Source organism: Actinosynnema mirum DSM 43827 (assembly GCF_000023245.1).
Classification (GTDB): Bacteria; Actinomycetota; Actinomycetes; order Mycobacteriales; family Pseudonocardiaceae; genus Actinosynnema; species Actinosynnema mirum.
In genome coordinates this window covers 3,006,269-3,027,038 of the sequence record NC_013093.1, presented here as the reverse complement: position 1 = coordinate 3,027,038, position 20,770 = coordinate 3,006,269, and the positions used below count along the sequence as shown (strand labels likewise).

At 76.9% G+C, this 20,770-nt stretch carries 11 protein-coding genes and 1 pseudogene; 3 read left to right on the top strand and 9 right to left on the bottom strand.

The window, feature by feature from the left end; translation table 11 throughout:
• Positions 1-43: 43 nt before the first annotated feature.
• Entirely contained in the window at positions 44-5,494 is a 5,451-nt protein-coding gene (locus tag AMIR_RS13405) for a type I polyketide synthase (protein ID WP_015801505.1), read from the bottom strand.
• A gap of 686 nt (positions 5,495-6,180) precedes the next feature.
• Positions 6,181-7,701 (bottom strand): annotated as a pseudogene (locus AMIR_RS13400) (MFS transporter); the annotation flags it as partial.
• Positions 7,702-7,783: 82 nt separating this feature from the next.
• Here AMIR_RS13400 and AMIR_RS13395 point away from each other — a divergent pair.
• On the top strand, positions 7,784-8,416 hold the full coding sequence (locus AMIR_RS13395) for a TetR/AcrR family transcriptional regulator (protein WP_015801503.1): 633 nt from the start codon (positions 7,784-7,786) through the stop codon (positions 8,414-8,416).
• A 227-nt stretch (positions 8,417-8,643) separates the two neighbouring features.
• Positions 8,644-9,468: a thioesterase II family protein gene (locus tag AMIR_RS13390; protein ID WP_015801502.1), complete on the top strand. Its 825-nt coding sequence runs from the start codon at positions 8,644-8,646 to the stop codon at positions 9,466-9,468.
• Between the two features lie 140 nt (positions 9,469-9,608).
• Here the strand turns inward: AMIR_RS13390 and AMIR_RS13385 are convergent, their stop codons facing one another.
• The 6 genes from AMIR_RS13385 to AMIR_RS35630 form a co-directional block, all read right to left on the bottom strand.
• Positions 9,609-9,839: a hypothetical protein gene (locus tag AMIR_RS13385; protein WP_049796823.1), complete on the bottom strand. Its 231-nt coding sequence runs from the start codon at positions 9,837-9,839 to the stop codon at positions 9,609-9,611.
• A 65-nt stretch (positions 9,840-9,904) separates the two neighbouring features.
• Positions 9,905-10,636: an ATP-binding cassette domain-containing protein gene (locus tag AMIR_RS13380; RefSeq protein WP_015801500.1), complete on the bottom strand. Its 732-nt coding sequence runs from the start codon at positions 10,634-10,636 to the stop codon at positions 9,905-9,907.
• Positions 10,637-11,082: 446 nt separating this feature from the next.
• A complete protein-coding gene (locus tag AMIR_RS41785) occupies positions 11,083-11,220 on the bottom strand; it encodes a response regulator transcription factor (RefSeq protein ID WP_240439019.1) in 138 nt (45 codons plus the stop codon).
• A gap of 35 nt (positions 11,221-11,255) precedes the next feature.
• Positions 11,256-13,694 (bottom strand): ATP-binding protein, encoded by a 2,439-nt coding sequence (locus AMIR_RS41780; protein WP_041836733.1) that lies wholly within the window; start codon positions 13,692-13,694, stop codon positions 11,256-11,258.
• A gap of 133 nt (positions 13,695-13,827) precedes the next feature.
• Positions 13,828-14,601 (bottom strand): NAD(P)-binding protein, encoded by a 774-nt coding sequence (locus tag AMIR_RS13365; protein WP_015801498.1) that lies wholly within the window; start codon positions 14,599-14,601, stop codon positions 13,828-13,830.
• 298 nt (positions 14,602-14,899) lie between these two features.
• A complete protein-coding gene (locus AMIR_RS35630) occupies positions 14,900-17,638 on the bottom strand; it encodes a thioesterase domain-containing protein (protein WP_015801497.1) in 2,739 nt (912 codons plus the stop codon).
• A gap of 328 nt (positions 17,639-17,966) precedes the next feature.
• On the opposite strand from AMIR_RS35630, the gene AMIR_RS13350 reads away from it, so the two are divergent.
• Positions 17,967-18,443 (top strand): class I SAM-dependent methyltransferase, encoded by a 477-nt coding sequence (locus AMIR_RS13350; RefSeq protein WP_342626589.1) that lies wholly within the window; start codon positions 17,967-17,969, stop codon positions 18,441-18,443.
• 57 nt (positions 18,444-18,500) lie between these two features.
• On the opposite strand, the gene AMIR_RS40975 is transcribed toward AMIR_RS13350, so the two are convergent.
• Positions 18,501-20,516, bottom strand: coding sequence for a methyltransferase (locus AMIR_RS40975; RefSeq protein WP_015801495.1), 2,016 nt, complete (start codon positions 20,514-20,516; stop codon positions 18,501-18,503).
• Between the last annotated feature and the right edge of the window lie 254 nt (positions 20,517-20,770).

Genomic DNA, 20,770 nt, shown 5'->3' with positions numbered 1-20,770 from the left:
TGTTCCACCCATCTTCAAGCGCCGTCGGGACCGGTGACCGAGGTCAGGAGATGCCGAGTTCGTTGTCGAGCACCGCGAACAGCTCCTCGTCGGTGGCCTCGCCGAGGTCGTGCCCCGCGTCCTCGGCTCGGCCGCGCGCGTCGTGCCAGGTGCGCAGCAGCGCCTCCAGGCGGGCGGTGACCCTGGCCGCGTCCTCGTCGGCGACCGAGGCGAGCGCGGCCTCCAGCCGGTCGGCCTCGGCGAGGACGGACCGCGCGTGGTCCTCCTCCACGACGAGCTGGCCCAGCAGCTCGCGGGCGAGCGCCTGCGGCGAGGGGTGGTCGAAGACCGCGGTGGCGGGCAGCCGCAGCCCGGTGGCCGCGCCGAGGAGGTTGCGCAGCTCGACGGCGGCCAGCGAGTCGAAGCCGAGCTCCTTGAACGCCCTGGTGGGCGTGACCTCCTCGACCCCGGCGTGGCCGAGGACGGAGGCGGCGTGGGCGCGCACCAGGTCGAGCAGGAGCTGCTCGCGCTCGACGGCGGGCAGCCCGGCGAGGCGGTCGGCCAGCGGCCGGGCGTCGGCGCCGGACGCGGTGAGGGCGGCGCGCCGGGCCGGGACCCGGACCAGGCCGCGCAGCACGGCGGGCAGGTCGTCCACGCGGGCCCGCAGCGCCATCAGGTCCACCCGCATCGGCACGAGCGCGGCCTCGTCGGTGGCGAGCGCGGCGTCGAACAGGGCGAGGCCCTCGGCGGGCGGCAGCGCGGGCATCCCGAGCCGCTCCATGCGGCGCAGGTCCGCGTCGTCCAGGTCGGCGCCCATGCCGCTGCCCGCCCACAGGCCGAACGCGAGCGAGGTCGCGGGCAGGTCGTGGGCGCGGCGGTGCTCGGCCAGGGCGTCCAGGAACGCGTTGGCGGCGGCGTAGTTGGCCTGACCGGCGCCCGCGACCACGGCCGCCGAGGAGGAGATGAGCACGAACGCGGCCAGGCCCTCGGTGAGCCGGTGCAGGTTCCAGGCGGAGTCGACCTTGGCGCGCAGCACCGCGTCGACCTGCTCGGGGGTCAGGTCGGCGAGGAGGGCGTTGTCGACGACACCGGCGGCGTGCACGACGGCGGTGAGCGGGTGCTCGGCCGGGATCGTGGCGAGCAGCGCGGTGAGCGCGTCGGCGTCGGAGGCGTCGCAGGCGGCGATGTCCACCTGCGCGCCGTGGTTCTCCAGCTCGGCCTCCAGCTCGGCCGCGCCGGGCGCGCCCCGGCCCCGGCGGCTGGTGAGCAGCAGGTGGGTGACGCCGTGCTCGGTGACCAGGTGGCGGGCCAGGAGCCCGCCGAGGCCGCCGGTGCCGCCGGTGATCAGGACGGTGCCGTCCGGCCGCCAGGTGGAGGCGGTGGTCTCGGGCAGCACGGCGCGGTGCAGGCGCGGCACGAGGATCTTGCCCTCGTGCAGGGCCAGCTCGGGCTCATCGGTGCCGATCGCGGCGGGCAGCAGGTCCTCGGAGCCGGGTTCGACGTCGACGACCGTGAAGCGGCCGGGGTTCTCCGCCTGCGCGGCGCGCAGCAGGCCCCACAGCGGGGCGCGGGTCGGGTCGGCGGGGACGGCGGCGCGGGTCAGCACCACCAGGCGCGAGCCGGTGAGGCGGTCGTCGGCGAGCCAGCCGGTGAGCAGCGCGAGCGCGGCGTGGGTGGACCCGCGGACCTCGGCGGGGACGTCGCCCGGCGACACCTGCGACGCGGGGGCGATCGGGGCGAGCACGACCTCGGGCGGCGGGGCGCCGCCGTCCAGGTGGGCGCGCAGCGCGGCCAGGTCGGCGTGCGCGGTCGCGGTGGTGGTGGGCCACTGCCCCAGCACGGCCCAGTCCTCGGCGGTCGGCACCGGGACGGCGCCCGCCTTGGCGGGCGTCCAGCGCAGCCGGAACAGCGACTCGTGGTAGCCGCGACCGGCCGTGCCGCCGAGCTGCTCGGCGGAGACCGGGCGCACGACGAGCTGCGCGATGGTGGCGACCGGCGCGCCCTGACCGTCCGCGACCGCCACGGAGAGCTGGTCGGGGCCGGTCTGGGTGATGTGGATCCGCAGCTCGGTGGCGCCCTGCGCGTGCAGGGTGACGCCGTTCCAGGCGAACGGGAGCGGGGTGCGCTCCTCGGAGCCGTCCGCGAGGTTGGCGTGCAGCGCGGCGTCGAGCAGGGCCGGGTGCAGGCCGAAGCGGGCGGCGTCGGCGTGCGCGGACTCGGGCAGCACGGCGTGCGCGAACAGCTCGCCGTCCGCCCGCCGCCACAGCGCGCGCAGGCCCCGGAAGACCTCGCCGTAGCCGTAGCCGTTGTCCGCCAGGCGCGGGTAGAACCCTTCCAGGTCAACGGCTTCCGCGCCCTCCGGCGGCCACGCGGTCAGCTGCTCGGGCGCGCTGTCGCGGGCGGTGCCGAGCAGGCCGGAGGCGTGCCGGGTCCACTCCTCGCCGGGCTGGGCGCCCTCGGGGCGGGAGTGGATCGCCAGGGTGCGGCGGCCGTGCTCGTCGGGGGCGTCGGCGGTGACCCGCAGCGCCAGCGCGCCGCTCTCGGGCAGCGGCAGCGGCGCTTCGAGGGTGAGCTCCTCCACCAGGTCGCAGCCGACCTGGTCGCCCGCGCGGACGGCCAGCTCGACCAGGCCGGTGCCGGGGACGATCGGGGTGCCGTGCACGGCGTGGTCGGCGAGCCAGGCGTGGGTGCCCGCGGAGAGCCTGCCGGTGAGCACGACGCCGTCGCTGGCCGGGGTCTCCACGACCGCCGTCAGCAGCGGGTGCTCCCCGCCCTGCAGGCCGAACGAGGTGGCGTCGCCGGACGGGCCGTCGGACTCCAGCCAGTAGCGCTTGCGCTGGAAGGCGTAGGTGGGCAGGTCGACGCGCTGCCCGCCGCGCCCGGCGTGGAAGGCCGCCCAGTCCACGTCGACGCCGTGCGCGAACGCGGCGGCGAGGCCGGTGGTGAGGGCGACGACCTCGTCGCGGCCCCGGCGCTGGGTGGCGACGGCCGCGCCGCGCTCGACCATGCCGGTGAGCACGCCGTCCGGGCCGACCTCCACGAACCGGGTGACGCCGTGCCCGGCCAGGTGCTCCAGGCAGGCGTGGAAGCGCACGGTGTCGCGGACGTGGGAGACCCAGTACTCGGCGGTGGCGACGGCGTCGGTGGCCGGGCCGCCGGTCGAGGTGGAGGCGAACGGGATGAGCGGCTCGTGGAAGGAGACCTTGTCGGCGATGCGGCGGAACTCGTCCAGCATCGGCTCCATGAGCGGCGAGTGGAAGGCGTGCGAGACGCGCAACCGCTTGGTGCGCCTGCCGTCCAGCGCGGCGGCGACCTGGTCGACGGCGGCCTCGGCGCCGGAGACGACCACGGCGCTGGGGCCGTTGACGGCGGCCAGGCCGACGCGGTCGTTCAGCAGCGGCAGGACCTCCGCCTCGGTGGCCTCCACGGCGAGCATCGCGCCGCCGGACGGCAGCGCCTGCATCAACCGGCCGCGCGCCACGACCAGCGCGCAGGCGTCCTCCAGGGAGAACACGCCCGCGACGTGCGCGGCGGCGATCTCGCCGATGGAGTGCCCGGCGACGAAGTCCGGGGTGACGCCCCAGGACTCCAGCAGCCGGTAGAGCGCGACCTCGAACGCGAACAGCGCGGGCTGGCTGAAACCGGTGCGGTCCAGCGCTTCCCGGTCCTCGCCGAGCACGACGTCCGCGAGCGAGACCTCCAGCTCGCGGTCCAGCAGCGCGCACGCGGCGTCGAACGCCTCGCGGAACACCGGGAACGCGGCGCGCAGCTCGCGGCCCATGCCGATCCGCTGGGAGCCCTGGCCGGTGAACAGGAACGCGGTGCGGCCCTTGTCCGCGACGCCGCGCACCGAGCCCGGCGCGCCCTCGGCGAGGGCGGCGGCGAAGTCCTCGGCGGTGCGGCCGATGACGGCGAGGCGGTGCTCGTGGTGGGCGCGGGTGGTGGCCAGCGAGAAGGCCACGTCGACCGGGTCGAGCCCCTGCGCCGCACCGCGGAGCCTGCGGACCTGGGCCGCCAGCGCCTCGGGCGTGCGGGCGGACAGCACCCACGGCACGACGTCGGTCTCCACGCGCGGCAGCTCGGCCTCGGCGGTCCCGGCGGCGGCGTCCGGCGCGGGGACCTCGGCGGCCTGCGGGGCGGGGGCCTGCTCCAGCACGACGTGCGAGTTGGTGCCGCTGATGCCGAACGAGGACACGCCCGCGCGACGCGGGCGCCCGGTCTCCGGCCACGGCGTGGCCTCCAGCGGCAGCCGGACCGACCCGGCGGTCCAGTCCACGTGCGTGGTGGGGGCGCTCACGTGCAGCGTCCTGGGCACGGTGCCGTGCCGCATGGCCATGACCACCTTGATCACGCCCGCGACGCCCGCGGCGGCCTGGGTGTGGCCGAGGTTCGACTTGATCGACCCGAGCAGCAGGGGGTGCTCGCGGTCCTGGCCGTAGGTGGCGAGCACGGCCTGCGCCTCGATCGGGTCGCCGAGGGAGGTGCCGGTGCCGTGCGCCTCCACGACGTCCACGTGCTCGGCGGACAGCCCGGCGTTGGCCAGCGCGGCGCGGATGACGCGCTGCTGCGACGGGCCGTTCGGGGCGGTCAGGCCGCTGGACGCGCCGTCCTGGTTGACCGCCGTGCCGCGCACGACGGCGAGCACCCGGTGGCCGTTGCGGCGCGCGTCGGACAGCCGCTCCAGCACGAGCACGCCCGCGCCCTCGGACCAGCCGGTGCCGTCCGCGTCGTCGGAGAACGGCTTGCAGCGCCCGTCGGGGGCGAGGCCGCGCTGCCGGGAGAAGTCCACGAACGTCTCGGGCGAGGGCATCACGGTGACGCCGCCCGCCAGCGCGAGCGAGCACTCGTCGCGGCGCAGCGCCTGCACGGCCAGGTGGATCGACACCAGCGACGAGGAGCACGCGGTGTCCACGGTGACCGCCGGGCCCTCCAGGCCGAGCGCGTAGGCGACGCGGCCGGTGAACACGCTGCCCGCGTTGCCGTTGCCGATGAAGCCCTCGAACTCCTCGGGCACGGTGGTCAGGCGCGAGGTGTACTCGTGGTACATCAGGCCCGCGTAGACGCCGGTGCGGCTGCCCTTGAGCGTGGTGGGGTCGATGCCCGCGTGCTCGAACGCCTCCCACGCGGTCTCCAGCAGCAGGCGCTGCTGCGGGTCCATCGCGGTGGCCTCGCGCGGGGAGATGCCGAAGAAGGCGGCGTCGAAGTCGGCGGCGTCGTGCAGGAACCCGCCCGCCATGGCGTAGCTGTGGCCGCGCTTGTCCGGGTCGGGGTCGTAGAGCGAGTCCAGCTCCCAGCCCCGGTCGGTGGGGAACGAGGAGACCGCGTCCACGCCGCCCGCCACCAGGTCCCACAACCGGTCGGGTCCGGTGACCCCGCCGGGGAACCGGCAGCCGATGCCGACGAGGGCGATCGGGTCGTTCTCCCTGCGCTCCACCTCGCGGAGCCTGCGCCGCGCCTCGCGCAGGTCGGCGGTGGCCCGCTTCAGGTAGCCCAGGAGCTTTGCCTCGTTTTCCACGCACGCCTCCAGGACAGTTCCCGCTTCGCGTTCTGACCATTCCGACACGGCGGCCGGGAATCGTCCCGGCTGTCGTTTCTCCGCTTCGCGCCGCACGTCACGGGGCGAGGGCCGACACCGGGAATTGCTCCCGGAAAGCATTGGCTGATCCCGACCGGCACGCACGGCACCTCGGCCCGCTATTGCGCGAACCGCTTTCCACGATGACGCTACGAAAGGCCGGACAGCACGGCCAACCCCTAGCCCGCCCTTAGCTTCCCCCTAGCGGGGTTTGGTCCACCGGGGGTCGTGCGGGGACCCCTGCGCGCCCCCCTGAGGGCCCCTGCGGACCCCGCGGAACGACAAGATCCCGGCCACACCAGGGGTGCGACCGGGATCGGGGTTGACGGCGGTGGGGAGGGTCAGGTGACGAGCGAGCCCTCGTCGTCCTTCACGGGGCTGACCAGGGCGACCGGGAGCTCCGGGGCGGGCTCCGGGGCGTCGCGGGCGGGATCGGCAACGGGGTGCGCGGCGGGCTTCCCCGCGGCCTTCCCTGCGCTCTTCCCAGGGGTCTTGCCAGAGGTCTCGGCGGCGGCCCCCTCCTCGGCGCTCCCCCCTGCGACAGGGGTCCCGGCGTCGCCGTCGGGGTCGACCTCGGGGGTGGCGTCGGCGGCGGCCTCGGTCGCCGCCTCCACGGCGGCGTCGGGCGCGGGGCCGGGGCGGGGGACCTTGGCCAGCAGCGCGGCGGCGACGAAGGTGGTGAGCAGCAGCACCCCGGCCACCGACCAGGCCGAGACCTGCACCTCGTGGGTGAACGCGGTCCTGGCGGCCAGGTTCAGCGCGTCCCCGGTGGCGGCGGGCAGCGCGGCGGCGACCTCGACGGCCGAGCCGAGCGTCTCCTTGGCGGTGGTCAGCACGTCCGGGGACACCCCGGCCGGGCTCAGCTCGGTGAGCTCGGAGCGGTAGACGAACGCGCCGAGGCTGCCGAGCACCGCGACGCCGAGCGCGCCGCCGAACTGGCTGCCCGTCTCGGACAGCCCGGACGCGGCGCCCGCGCGCTCCTGCGGCGCGGTGGTGACGACCAGCTCCGCGGTCAGGGTCAGCACCATCGCCAGGCCCATGGCGCTGAGCGACTGGCCGACGATGGCCTGCGCGAGCCCGTCCTCGACCCGCACCTGCGACATGACCACGGAACCGCCGACGCCCAGCAGCAGGCCGAGCGCGACCACCCGCGAGTAGCGCAGCTTCGCGACGAGGACCGGGGCGAACAGGGCCGCGCCGAGCGCGCCGGTGAACGCCTGGGGCAGCGACCACAGGCCTGCCTCGAACGGTTCCAGCCCGAGCACCAGCTGGAGGTACTGGCTGGTGAAGAACATGAAGCCGATCATCGCGAAGTTGGCGAGGACGTTGGTGGCCAGCGCCGCCGAGAACGCGGCCTTGCGGAACAGGCTCACGTCGAGCATCGGGTCGTCGGCCTTGTTCTGGCGCACCAGGAACACCGGCAGCAGCACGAGTCCGAGCGCGATGCCCGCGAAGGGCGGCCAGCCGATCCCGCGCTCCGCCAGCTCCTTGACGCCCCAGACGACCGGGAGCACGGCGGCGAACAGCAGCGCGGAGCTGAAGAGGTCGAACTTGCCCGCGCCGGGGTTGCGGTACTCGGGGAGCAGCAGCGGGGCGGCGACGACGAGCACGAGCATGATGGGGACGTTGACCAGGAAGACCGTGCCCCAGTGGAAGCTCTGGAGCAGCACGCCGCCGAGCAGCAGGCCGAGCGCGCCACCGGCGGAGAAGCCGGTGGCCCACAGGCCGATCGCGGCGCGGCGCTGCTGGGCGTCCTGGAACATGGTGCGGATCAACGACATCGTGGAGGGCATGAGGGTCGCGCCCGCGACGCCCATGAGGGCGCGCGTGCCGATCAGCAGCTCCGGGGAGCTGGCGTAGGCGGACAGCGCGGAGGCCACTCCGAACGCGACGGCTCCGACGATCAGCAGCTTGCGCCTGCCGATCCGGTCGCCGAGGGTGCCCATGGGGATCAGCAGTCCGGCGAGGACGAACGCGTAGATGTCCGTGATCCACAGGAGTTGACTGCTGGACGGGCCTAACTCGACGCTGATGAAGGGCAGCGCGTAGGACAGCACGGTCATGTCCATGCTGATGATGAGGGTGACGAGGACGAGGACGGCCAGCCCCCACCACTCACGCTTGCCCGCACGTGGGCCTGGAGTCATGGTCGCAACGCTACACCGGGATCTATACGCTTGTATATGACGATCGTATGAATGATCACTCGCAGTCGGGTATGATCACCAGGTGGGCCACCGTGACCAGCTCCTCGACGGGGCGAAGAAGTGCCTGTACGAACGCGGTTACTCGAACACCACGGCACGTGACATCGTCGCGGCGTCGAACACGAACCTGGCCTCGATCGGATACCACTTCGGCTCCAAAGAGGCCCTGCTCAGCGCCGCGCTCGTCTCGGCGTTCGAGGAGTGGGGCAACGAGCTTGACCGGGTCATGGCCGACGTCGGCACCGACCCGACGGTCGCGGGCAGGCTGGAGACCATGTGGGCCGGGGTGCTGGAGTCCATCACCACGCACCGGCCGCTGTGGGTGGCGGGCATCGAGGCGTTCTCGCTGGCGGAGCGGATGCCCGACCTGCGCGAGAAGCTCGCGTCCACCTACCGCCGCGCCCGGCCCTCGCTGGGGCAGCTGACCCTGGCGGGCACGGACGCCGAGGAGCGCACCCGCCTCGCGGCGGGCTCGTTCCTGCTGGCGGTGATGACCGGGCTGACCGTGCAGAGCCTGCTCGACCCCGAGGCGGTGCCCGAGGCGAGCGACCTGATCACGGCCGTGCGCTCGATCTTCGGCCGCTTCGACGTGCAGCTCGCCCCGGAGGACGACCCGCTGGCGCAGCCGGGCGACGCAAAGCCGGAGTCCGGGTAGGAGGGGGCGGGAGTTCGCGACCAGGGGTGCGCTAGGGGTTGCCGCGGGGGCGCGGCGCGGGGAGCTTCAGGGGCGCCCCGATCGGCCGGATCACCACCCGGCCGAACGAACCCCGGCCGAACCACCCCTGCCCGAACGGTCCCGGTGGACCGGACGAACCGGACGCACCCGCCCGACGGGCCGGAGCCGACCGGACGACCCCGCCGCCCCACAGCCGAGGAGTGCCCGTGCCAGCGACCCGAAGCCCCCGGACCGGGCGGCGCAGCGCGGACCGGGGCGCGGCCCCGTCGAGCGCGTCCCACGCGAACGCGCCCACCACGAGCGGCCTGTGGCTGCGCCGGTTCCAGCGGACCGAGGACGCGCCCGTGCGCCTGGTGTGCTTCCCGCACGCGGGCGGTTCCGCGACCTACTTCCTGTCCACGGCACGAGCGCACGCCCCGGCCACCGACGTGCTGACCGTGCAGTACCCCGGCCGCCAGGACCGCAGGTCCGAGCGCCCGCTGGAGTCGATCCCGGCGCTGGCGGAGCGGATCACCGAGGAGCTGCTGCCGCTGGTCGACCGCCCGGTGGCCCTGTTCGGGCACAGCATGGGCGCGACGGTGGCGTTCGAGGTGGCCCGCAGGCTGCAGGAGCGGGGCGCGCCGCCGGTGGAGCTGTTCGCCTCGGGCAGGCGGTCGCCGCAGACGCACCGGGGCGAGTCGCTGCACCTGCGCGACGACGCGGCGCTCCTGGCGGAGCTGGTGTCGTTGGGCGGCACCGACTTCCGGCTGATCGACGACGAGGTGCTGCGCGCGGCCCTGCCCGCGCTGCGCGCCGACTACAAGGCCGTGGAGACCTACACCTGCGACGGGATCCCGGTGCTGGACCTGCCGATCACGGCGCTGGTCGGCGACGCGGACCCGAAGGTGGACCTGGCCGAGGCGCGCGCCTGGGAGCGCCACACCTCGGCGCGCTTCGCGCTGGAGGTCTACCCCGGCGGCCACTTCTACCTGGCCGAGCACGCGGGTTCGGTGAACGCCCTGCTGGCCGGGAGGCTCGACGGGCACCGCTAGGGCGCGGGGGCGGGCGCCGACCCCGGCGCCGCTCACCCACCGCTCCGCCCCGCCCGCACCGGCCTCACCGGACCGCGCGATCACACCGAGCCCACCCGAGCCGATCCCCCGAGCCGATCACCCCGAGCAGGCCGCCGGGCTCAGTCCACCTTGGCCAGCCCCACCGAGCACAGGTGGGCGGCCCACCGGCGCAGGTCGGCCAGCGTCGCCGAGGGCGCGACGTCCCACCGCTGGGCGAGCCCGTCGGCCGCCCGCTCGACGTCGCCGCCGTGCCGCCACAGCTCGATCCACATCCCCGTCTCCTCGGCCGCGAACAGGAACGACGCCCCGGTCGCGGGCACGGCCAGCAGGAGCCTGCCCTCGGGATCCACCTTCGTTACCACCGGATTGGCCAGTCGCACGCGCACTCGTCTCCCCGATCAGTGACGCCGGAGCGTCAGCGGAAGGCCCTGGGAGCAGCGCTCAGGCTCCCGGACCGCAGTGCGAGGTGGGTGTCGCACCAGTCCTCCAGCGCCGCCCGGTCGCGCGCGGTGCACAGCACCCCGCCACCGGCGGCGGCGAACTCGCGCAGGACCGCGCGGACCACCTCGGACTCCCAGCCGTCGACCCCGGCGAAGGGGTCGTCCAGCACCAGCAGCGCCCGCCCGCCGAGCAGGGCGGCGGCGAGCCGCAGCAGGACCTGCTGCCCGGTCGTGCACTCGGCGGCCTGCACGTGGGCGACGTCGCCGAGCTCGCAGGCGGCCAGCAGCACGCCCGCCTCCCGCTCGGCCTCGCCCCGCGCGGCCCCGGAGCGGAGCGCGCAGCAGACCAGGACGTCGAAGCAGGAGAGCCGGTCGGCCACGGGCACCCGGTCGGGCACCAGCCCGACGCCGGACCTGGCGAAGCCGCAGTCCTCCCAGGGGTCGCGCCCGAACAGGCGGACCTGCCCCTCGTCCGGGGGCAGCAGCGCGGCGGCGACGGACGCGAGCACGGTCTTGCCCGCCCCCCGCGCGCCGACGACCCCGACGAGCTCTCCGGGCCGCACCCGGAACCCGGCCCCGCGCAGCACGACCTCGTCGCCGAACTGCTTGGTGACCTGGGACAGGCGGACCAGCGCGCCCGTCTTCAGCGCGGCGCGGACCACACCGGTGGCGACCGGAAGCCGAGCACCCGACACAGTCGAAACCATGAACCCTCCCTGTGGACGGTTCCCACGCTAGAAGCGCTCGGGGGCGGGCGACATGGCTCTACGACCACAGCGGGGGTGGGGATAAACCGACCTCCGTTCGGGAAGCCGGCTACTCTCGGCTCACGTCCACCCGGCACCTCTGTGGAAGTCCTAACTCCAACGAGTGAGTCCCTGGGTGGCTTGGCCGAACGTCGGGTGCCCCACTCCACCGACCGGCCCCGGACCTGCGCTTCCAGCCGGGACGCGCCCCGAGGGGAACACCCGCCCGAAGATCACCGGGTCGGGGTAGCCCACCGCCGCCGCACGGCCGTCGACCGTCCCCCGGAGGCGCGATCGTCACGGAGCGGAGCCGGATTCCAGGTCACCGGGCGCGCCTTCCCCGTCTCCCCCCAGAGCAAACACCCGGTCCCCCACTACCGGAAAGCGCTTCCCTTCGGGTTCCCCGCTCAGCCCCTCGGGGCGAGCCGCGCCAGCTCGGTCCGGGTGCGGACGTCGAGCTTGGCGAACGCGTGCCGCAGGTGCGTGCTCGCGGTGTGCGGCGACAGGTGCAGCTCGTCGGCGACCTGCCGGTTCGTGCGCCCCAGCGCGACCAGCCGGGCGACCTTGGTCTCGGCCCCGGTCAGCCCGGCCCAGCCCGCGCCGGGCCCCTCGGGCGCGCCGCCGCACCCCGTGCCGCCGCAGCGCCCCGCGCACCCGCCCGGCCCCGGCGGCGGTCCACGGCTCCAGCGCCGAGTCCAGCAGCACCACCCCGGCGGCCCGGTCCGCACCGGCGAGCGCGCCCGGCGTCCTCCAGCACCAGCGCCCGCTCGTCCCCCTCGTACGCCTCCACCGCCTGGAGGAGCGGCTCGACGTCCCCCTCCGGCACGCCCCGCGCGCGCCAGGCGGCGGCCCGCACCGCCCGCTCCCCCGGACGCCGCGCCACCTCCCCGTCCAGCCGCGCCACGACGGCCCCGGCCCGCTCCCGCTCGCCGGAGCGCAGCAGCAGCCGCACCAGCCCGGCGACCTCGGCGGGCCCGTCCAGCGCCACCGGGTCGGCGCACCCGCCGTGGAACCCGGTTGCCGCCTCGCCCGCCGCCTCGGCCACCAGTGCCCGCAGCGCCTCCCCGCGCGCCCGCCACGACGGCAGCCCGACCGCGAGCATCCGCGTGGCCGCGCGCCCGGCCGCCGCCAGGTCGCCCCGGTGCAGCGCGACGTGCCCGAGCACCGAGGAGGCGAACTCGCGGAACACCGCCGCGCCCAGCTCCTCGGACAGCGCCCGGACCGCCTCGGCCTCGGCGCGGGCCTCGTCCAGCCGCCCGGCGCGCAGCAGCAGCGCGGTGCGGATCACCACCCGGGTCCACTCGTTGGCCTGCTGCCCGTCGGCGCGCGCGAGGTCGAGCCCGGTCACGGTCAGCTCCCACGCCTCGGCGATCCGGCCGGGCGCGGCGAGCAGCAGCGCCTTGCCCCGGTCGGGCAGCCACAGCGCGCGGGCGCCGAGGGCCGCGTCCCGCGCCCGGATCGCCGCGTCGGCCGCGCGCAGCGCGCCCGCCGGGTCGCAGCGCTGGAACCGGCTGAGCGCGTCCGTGATCAGCACCGACGAGCGGGGCACCGGGGCGGTGGAGCCCGACGCGGCGGCGGTGGCGGCCTCGGCCTCCCTGCGGGCCTCGGCGCGCTCGCCCGCGACGACCAGGGCGGTGGCGAGCACGGCGTGCGGCTGGGCGCGCGGGTCGTCCGCCAGTCCGGGCAGCGCCAGCGCCTCCCGGCACAGCGCCGCCGACCGGGCGACGTCGGCGGGCAGCAGCACCTCGGCGAGCAGGCGGCGCAGCCGGGCCGCGGTGGCGGGGGCCTGCGCGGCCCCGGCGTACCGGTCGAACAGCGCCGACGCCTCGTCCACCTCGCCCGCGAGCACGAGCTGGGTCACCGCGTCGGTCAGCACGGGCCCCTTGGCCCCGCCGGGCCGCACCAGCTCCAGCGCCCGCGTGCTCAGCGAGGCGGCGACCACCGGCGAGCGGGGCGCGATCTCGGCCGCCGCGCGCCGCAGCAGCGCGATGGAGCGCTGGTCGCCCCTGGTGGCGGTGCGCAGCACGAGCGCGGCGACGTCGGCGGCGGGCGCGCCCTCGGCCAGGCTCGCCTCCACGGCCTGCCTGCGCAGGTCGCGCCGCAGCGGTTCGGGCAGCCCGCCCTCGACGGCCTCGCGCAGGAGGTCGTACCGGAACGCGAACCGCTCGCCGCGCTCGACCACCAGCTCGGCGTCCAGGGCCTCCCGCAGCGGTCCGAGCAGGGCGGCGGGCGTGCGGTCCAGCATCCGGGCGAGCTGCCCGGCGGTGAACGCGCCCCAGGACGGCACGGCCTCGCGCGCCGGTCCGGACAGCTGCCGCACCCGGCCCCGGACGGACTCGCGGAAGCGCAGCGGTGGCGCGGTCCCCTCGCGCAGCGCGGCGACGCCGTCGCGCACGTGCACGGCCGCCTCGTCGAGCAGGCCGTGCAGCAGCTCGCCGATGAGCAGCGGGGTGCCCAGGGCGCCCGCGAGCAGCCCGGTCAGCGGGGCGTCCGGCGCGCCGCCGAGCGCGTCCCGCGCGAGGTCGCGGACCGCTGCGGCGTCCAGGTCGCCCAGCCGCAGCACCGGGACGTCCGGGTGGTCGTCCGGCGCGGGCCGCCGGGCGATCACCCACAGCACCGGGTCGGCGGCCGGGCGGCGCACCAGGACGCGGGCGGCCTTGGCGGCGGCGGGGTCGGCCACTGGAAGTCGTCCAGCACCACCAGCACGGGCGCGTCGAGCGCGGCCCGCTCCAGGCTGTCGTGCAGCTCCCGCACCAGCCCGCCGCCACCGGCCCCCGCCCGCGCCGGGCAGCCCGTCGAGCAGCTCCAGCACCTGCCAGCCGCGCTGCCACGCGCCGGTGAACACCCGCAGCCCGGCGTCGAGCGCCCGCGCGGCGACCTCGTCCAGCAACCGGGTCTTGCCGCTGCCGGAGGCCCTTTCGAGCACGAGCGCGCCGCCCGCGCCGCGCGCGAGCAGGTCGACGCGGCGGGCCAGCTCGGCCTCCCGGCCGCGCAGGGGCGGCGGACGGCGGTCGGTCATCGTGCTCCTCCGGCGGTGGCCGCCCGGCGCGCTGGGCCCGGCGGCGGTCGGCGCCCGGCGCGCTGGGCCCGGCGGCGGTCGGCGCCCGGCCCAACGCGGCCGGGCGCGGGCGGGTTCCTGGCGGGTGGTCCCGCTACCGGGTGACCACGAGGTCGCCGGTCGGCAGGGTCTGGCAGGCCGGCCGCCGCCCGGCGTCGACCTCGGCGGCGGAGAACGCGCCCCCGGTGTCGCCGTCGGTGGCGTCCTGGCCGGTGATCAGCAGTCCGTCGAACGGGGTTCGTGGTCCGGCGAGGGGTTCGCGGAGGCGGTCGGGGGTGGCGGGCAGGCCGTAGAAGACGCCGCGGTGGCTGTTCTGGTAGGTCTCGAACGTGAGCGGGGTGGCGAGCTCGGCGAACGCGACGGCGTCGCTGAACCCCGGCCACCGCGCGTCCATCCGGTCCAGGACTCGGCGGGTGGTGTCGCGTTTGAACTGCCCGCAGGCCGCGTCCTTGCCGTCGCGCCAGCGGTCCGCGGTGGGCGGGTCGACGAACGAGTGGTTCTCGCCGCGCAGCCCGAACTCGGCGGGCGACCGGTCGAACCCGAGGAACAGCACCAGGCAGGACCGCCCGCCTTCCGCCTGGAGCGGCGCGGTCCGGGGTGGGGCCGTGGAGGTCGGAGCGGGCGGCGAGGATCTGGCGCAGGCGGGGGTCTCGGAAGCGGGTCGCGAGGTGCTCGTCGACGGTGCGGAAGACCTCGGGGAAGCGCTCCTCGTGCGCGGCGAGGTCGGGTCGGGGAAGTGCAGGACGTCGTAGTCGTGCGTCATGCCCCCGAGGACGTGGTGCCGCTCCAGCACGAGCACCCGCCGGTCCCCGAACTCGGCCAGCGCCCTGGCGGCGGCGAGCCCGCCCATGCCGGACCCGGTGACCACGGTGTCGACTGCTTCGGACCTCGTGGTGGTGCTCCCTGCTCGCGGTGGGGCGGCCCCCTCGATCCGATCAAGCGGGGGCAGGGCGGCGCATCGCACGAATGACGTATCTTGGCAGTGACTAGATCAGGTGACCTGCGGGTGGTGCTGGTGCGCGGCAGCGGAAGCGGGCGCGCGCGGGGTCGCCACCCGTGCCCACACCGCGAGCAACACCCCGGCTCGCGCCGAGGACGACGAGCACCGGTGGCGCGTCCGCACCGCCACGGGCGCCGACGCCCGAGGCGGGGGCCGCCGCCCCGCCTCACCACCCCGTGTGCACGTGCCCCGCCCACCGCAGCGGCAGGTCCGGGTACGCCGCCCGGTGTTCCCGCACCACCGCGTGCACCGCCCGCGCCGCCGCCTCGCTCGCCGCCGGAGCACCGGCGGCCCCGGCCACCGCAGCCGCCCGGTGCGCCGACTCCACCACCTCCGTCGCCACCACCGCGTCCACCGGCCACAGCGCCCCCACCACCCACCCCACGCCCCCCGCCCTCCCGGCGGGCACGTACGACGACACCACCCGGTCCAGCGCCGACTCCCCGCCCGGCACCCCCGCCGCGTGCAGCGGCAGCCGCGCCAGCCCGCCCACCGGCCGCCACCACAACCGCGGCAGCTCGCGCCCGTGCGGGCCGAGGGCGTCCAGCACCGGCCTGGCCACCGCCGTCCACAGCCACGCCAGCACTACCTCCACCGCCCGCTGCGACTCGGTGTCCTCCCCCTCCACCGCCGCCGCCAGCGCCTCCCCGCGCGCCACCAGCTCCGCGTGCGCCACCCCCGGCAGCACCAGGGCCACCACCGCCCGCCCCGGCCGCACCAGCAGCGCCCGCCCGCCGGTCGGCCCGCAGAAGACGTGCGCCACCGGCCCCGGCACCACCGGCGGCGCCTCCGCGCCCACCAGCGCGTCCCCGACCAGCTGCACCAGCTCCACGGCCCGCTCCGGCCGCCCGCACGCCAGCGCCGCCGCCCCGGCGACCGCCGCGAAACCCCCGTGCCCCACCGCCTGCGCCGCCGCGTCCTCGCGCGCCAGGTCCAGCGCGGCCAGCAGCGGCAGCTGCCCCACGGCCCCCTCCACGAGCTCCAGCGCCCGCTCCGACTGCCCCAGCGCGACCCGCGCCCCGGCCGCCACCACCGCCGCCGCGAACCGGGTCGGCGGAGCCGCGCTCCCGGTGTCCTCCAACGCCTCCAGGGCCTCCACGAGGAGCTCCGGCGCGTCCGCGCGGGCGGCGAGGGCCAGCGCGGCCACGCCGAACCGGTACCGCGAGCGGGCCGCCGACAGCTCGTCCGCCGGTTCCACGAGCGCCCGGCGCAGCGAGTCCACCGACTCGGCCAGCGCCTCCAGGTCGCCGCTGCGCTGGAAGTCCGCGAACCTGGCGCCCCCCAACGCCGACAGCACCCAGGACCGCCCGAGCCCGTCGCCCACCGCGCCTCGGTCCCCGGCCCCGTCGCCCACCGCCGGGACGCCCCCGGACCCCGGCACCGCCTGCGCCAGCACCCGCTCGTCCTCGGGCAGCGCGTGCACCCGGTCCAGCGCCACCGCCAGCGCCCCGGCGCGCGAGGTGTGCCGCACGTGCCACTCCGGGGTGGCCGCCACCGCCTCCCGCCCGGCCGCGACCGCCTCGCCGAGCGCCCGCGCGTCACCGGTGCGCTCGTGCAGCCCGGTCAGCGCGGCGCACAGCAGCGCCCACGACTCGGCCCGGTGCCGCTCGGGCGCGACCCGCGCCGACTCCCGGCACAGCGCCGCCGCCTCGCGCAGCAGCGCGGTGTCCCCGCTCCAGTCCGCCAGCACCATGAGAGCGCTTCCCGCCTGCGCCAGCGCGACCCCGCGCTGCAGGTGGTCGGGCGCCCGCTCGGCGGCGAGCCGCCCGTCGTCGGTGGCCGCCCGCAGCAGCTCCGGGTCACCGGTGCGCACCGCCAGCAGCCGCCGCGACGTCACGTAGTTGATCATCCGGCCGGGCAGCCGCACGTGCCCGTCCGGGGTCGACGCCACCGCGTCGTGGTCCAGGTCGACCGCCTCGCGCAGCGCCTCCAGGTCACCGGTCGCCGCGAACCGCGCCCGCAGCGCGTCCGCCAGCCCCGCCAGCAGGTCCGGGTCGTCCGCCGCCCCCAGCTCCAGCGCCGCCCGCGCGTTCCCCTCGGCCTCCGCCAGCGCCCCGACGTCCCCGGTCAGCTCAGCCAGCACCCGCTGCCGCTCGGCCGCGCCCGCCAGCGCCGCCACCCGGTCCGGCCCCTCGGGGGCCACCTCCAGCGCCGACCGCGCCGCCCGCGCCGACTCGCGCAGCGGCGTCAGGTCGCCGGTCGCCTCGAACAGGGCGCCGAGCGCGGCGTGCAGGGCGGTCAGCGCCCGCGCCGACTCGGCGGTGTCCCCGGCCGAGGCCACCCCCGCCCGCGCCGCGCCCGCGGCCTCCCGCAGCAGCGCCGGGTCGCCGGTGACCGCGTGCAGCATCCGCAGCGCGGTGCTGTGCGCGGTCGCGATCACCGCCCGCCGGGGGTCCTCGCGCGGGGTGGACGCGAGCGCCGCCCTGGACAGCTCGACCGCCTTCGCCAGGGTCTGCCCGCTGCCGGACGCGGTGAACGCCTCCAGCAGCGCGGCGCTCTCGGCGGCGAACGTCCCGGCCTGGTCGCGCGCGTTCGCCACCGGCTCGGACAGCGGCGGCGGCGCGGGCCTGCGCACCGGCCGCTGGCGCTGGACCCCCAGGCGCGCCAGCAGGTCCAGCACCGACGTGGGCAGCGTCTCCGGGGCGTCGCGCGCCACCGGCAGCAGCAGCGCCACGGCCTTGCGCAGCTCGCGGCGGCTGCGCCTGGCCTCGGCGCGCAGCCAGTGGTAGAGCCCCAGCACCCGCCGGGCCTCCCGGTCGCCGAGCAGGTCCGGTTCGGCCAGGCGGCGCAGCCTGCGGGCGGCGAGCCTGGTCCGGCGCTCCAGCAGCTCGTCGGTGAACTCCAGGTCCAGCGCGTCCCGGACCACCGCGCTCAGGAAGTCCAGCGCCCGATCACGTTCCCCCATCAGTGACCTCCTTCGCGCAGAGCGCCCCCGTCACCGTGCGTGGGAATCACGGTACTGAAGCCCGCCACCCCCGTGCGGGTTTTCCCCGAGACGACCGCCACCAGGGTCCGGGGACCCGCGGGCGCGGGGCCCGAGGTCCCGCTCCGGACACCCCCTGACCTGCGCGGCGGGCGTTGGGCCAGGTGGGCTAGCTTGGCGGGCATGGGAAAACCGACCCGGTGGGCCACCGACACCAAGCCCGGCCACTCGCAGTGGTACATCGAGCGCTTCCGCGCCATGCGGCGCGACGGCGCCGACCTGGCCCGGTGAGGCGCGCACGCTGGACGCGATGCTGCGGCGCGGGTCGCGGGTGCTCGACGCGGGCTGCGGCACCGGCCGGGTGTCCGCCGAGCTGCACGCGCGGGGGCACGTGGTGGTGGGCGTGGACGCCGACCCGGCGCTGATCGAGGCCGCGCGCGAGGACCACCCCGAGGTGCCGACGCTGCTCGCCGCCGACCTGGCCGACCTGGACCTGGCGGGGCAGGGCGTGACCGAGCCGTTCGACGCGATCGTCTGCGCGGGCAACGTGATGACGTTCCTGGCGGCGGGCACCGAGGTCGACGTGCTCAGGGGCTTCGCGGACCACCTGGCGCCGGACGGCTTCGCGGTGATCGGGTTCGGCACCGACCGGGGGTACCCGCTGGCCGACTTCGACGCGCACTGCGCGGCGGCCGGGCTGGTGCTGGAGCAGCGGTTCGCGACCTGGGACCTGCGGCCGTGGGAGAAGTCCGCGGGCTTCGCGGTGACGGTGCTGCGCAGGCCGTGACGGGGTCCGGGGACCCGCCCCGAGGGGTGGGTCGGGTCCCCGGAGTCCGGGGCGGGATCAGCGCGCGACCAGCAGCGCCATCTCCAGCGGCAGGTCGCGCACCTGCTCCAGCCGGAAACCCGCCGCCGCCAGCAGGTCCCGGTACTCCCCCACCTCGCGCTCCCGGCCGCGCACGTTGTTGACCATCATGTGCAGGTCGAACCCGAGCGCCAGCGGGGTCGGGACCTCGCGGACCGGGCGCTCCACCAGGTACAGCGGCGTGCCCTCGGGCATCGCGGCGCGCAGGTTCGCCAGCAGGACCGCGCAGCGCTCGTCGTCCCAGTCGTGCAGGACGCGCGACAGCAGGTAGCAGTCGCCGCCGGACGGCAGCGGGTCGAGGAAGAAGTCGCCGGGCACCACATCGGCCCGCTCCCCCAGCGCCGCGCGCGCCGGGTCGGCGACGTGCGAGCGGTCGAACAGCACCCCGCGCGCGCCCGGCGCGGACTCCAGCACGAGCCGCAGCAGCGTGCCGTCGCCGCCGCCGACGTCCACGACCGTGCCGCCCGCCGGGACCTCCAGCAGGGGCGGCACGTGCGCGAGGAACCCGGTGCCCGCGGCCATCGCGCCCTCGAACAGGCGGGCGTCGTCGGGGTGCTCGGCGAGGTGGTCGAACGGGTCGGCGCCGAACACCTCGGTGAACGCGCAGCCGCCGGTGCGGACGGTGTGCGCCAGCGCGCCGAACGAGCGGTAGAACAGGCCGCCGTACAGCCGGGCGAGGTCGCGCTGGGAGCCCTCGGCGTCGGCGCGCAGCAGCTCGGCGGCGGGGGTGAGCCGCCAGCGGCCGTCCTCGTGGGCGAACAGGCCGAGCGCGGCCAGGAAGCGCAGCAGGCGGTTGAGCGGGTCGGGCTGGGCGCCGACGCGGGCGGCCAGCTCGGCGGTCGCGAGGGGACCGTCCGCGAGCTGGTCGGCGACGCCCAGCTCGGCGGCGGTCGCGACGGCGGAGGTGCGCCACGCGCCGGTGAGCAGGGTGAGCACGTGGTGGCGGGTGGCGTCGGTGACGTGGTCGGGGGCGGGAGTGCGGCTGGGGCCGGGAGCGTGACCGGGGCCGGGGCCGGGGGCGGGAGCGGGGACGGGACCGGGAGCGGCGGTGTGGCCGGAGGCGCGGTCGGGGGCGCGGTCGGGGGCAGAGTCGGGGGCGGAGTCGTTGGTGGACAACGGGAACAGCCCTCCGGTGTGGTCGGTCGTGCTCGGGCGGGGCGCGGTCCGGGGGAACGCTGCGGCACCGGGGGCCGCGCCGTCAAGATCCGCGCCGCCGAGGACTGCGGTGCTGTGCGCGCCCCCTGCGAGCCCGGCGGGGTCGCTCCCGGCGGCGCGGTCCTCGGCCCCCTCGCCGTCCCCGGCCGCGTCGCCCTCGCCGCCAGGGTCTCCGCCCCGGTCACCGTCCCTCTCGGCGTCGCCCTCCCCCGGCGTTCCCCCCGGCTCGTCCTCGCCGAGGTGGTGCCGCAGCAGCGCCTCGTGGTGCCCCGGCAGGGCGAGTTCCAGCCGGTGCTCGCCGCGGAAGTACAGCACCGACGTGCCCTCGTGGGCGTTGTGGCCGCCGCCGTCCGGCGCGAGCCCGGCCTCCAGCAGCGCGCTGTGCAGCCCGCGCAGCACCACCGCGTCCCCCTCCGCGCGGAACGCCAGGTGCGCCTCGCGGTCCTGGTCCTCGGGGGTGAGCGGGTGGCCGCCGGTCAGCACGAACAGCTCCAGCTCGCGGCCGGGGAACCCGCCGCCCACCGCGCCGTGCACGATCTCCACCCGCACCGGTCGGCCCGCGCGCCGGGACAGGCGGTCGCGGACCACCGTGCTGGGCACGGGCGGGCGCGGGTCGACGCCGAGGCCGCGCAGCAGCGGGGCGACCGCCTCGGGCGTCGCGGCGCGCACCAGGACCGCCGCGTGGGCGAACTCCAGGTGCGCCTGGAGCTCCAGCGGCGCGGGGCGGCCGAGCACGAGTTCGAGCGCGCTGGCTCCGGTGGCGGTGCGGGCGAACTCGACTGCTTCGGCGACCAGCTCCCGGTCGTGGGAGGTTAAGGGCGCGTCGACGGTGCAGGGCATCACGGGAGGCTCCTCGGGGTGGGCCTTGGGTCCGGCTGTGGCGTTCGGGGTGTTCGGGGTGGGCGCGGAGGCCGCGCGCTCGGCGCCACGGCTGCTCCGGCGGACGTCCGACCCTCGGTGCGGCGGAGCGACGGGGCGCGTCCGACCACAGCGGGAGAATATGCTCCCGACCCGCCCCGAATGGCCCATTCGGGGCGGTGATCATCCGATCGTGAATGCCTTTCACTCGACAGTGTGATGCACATTCGGCAATA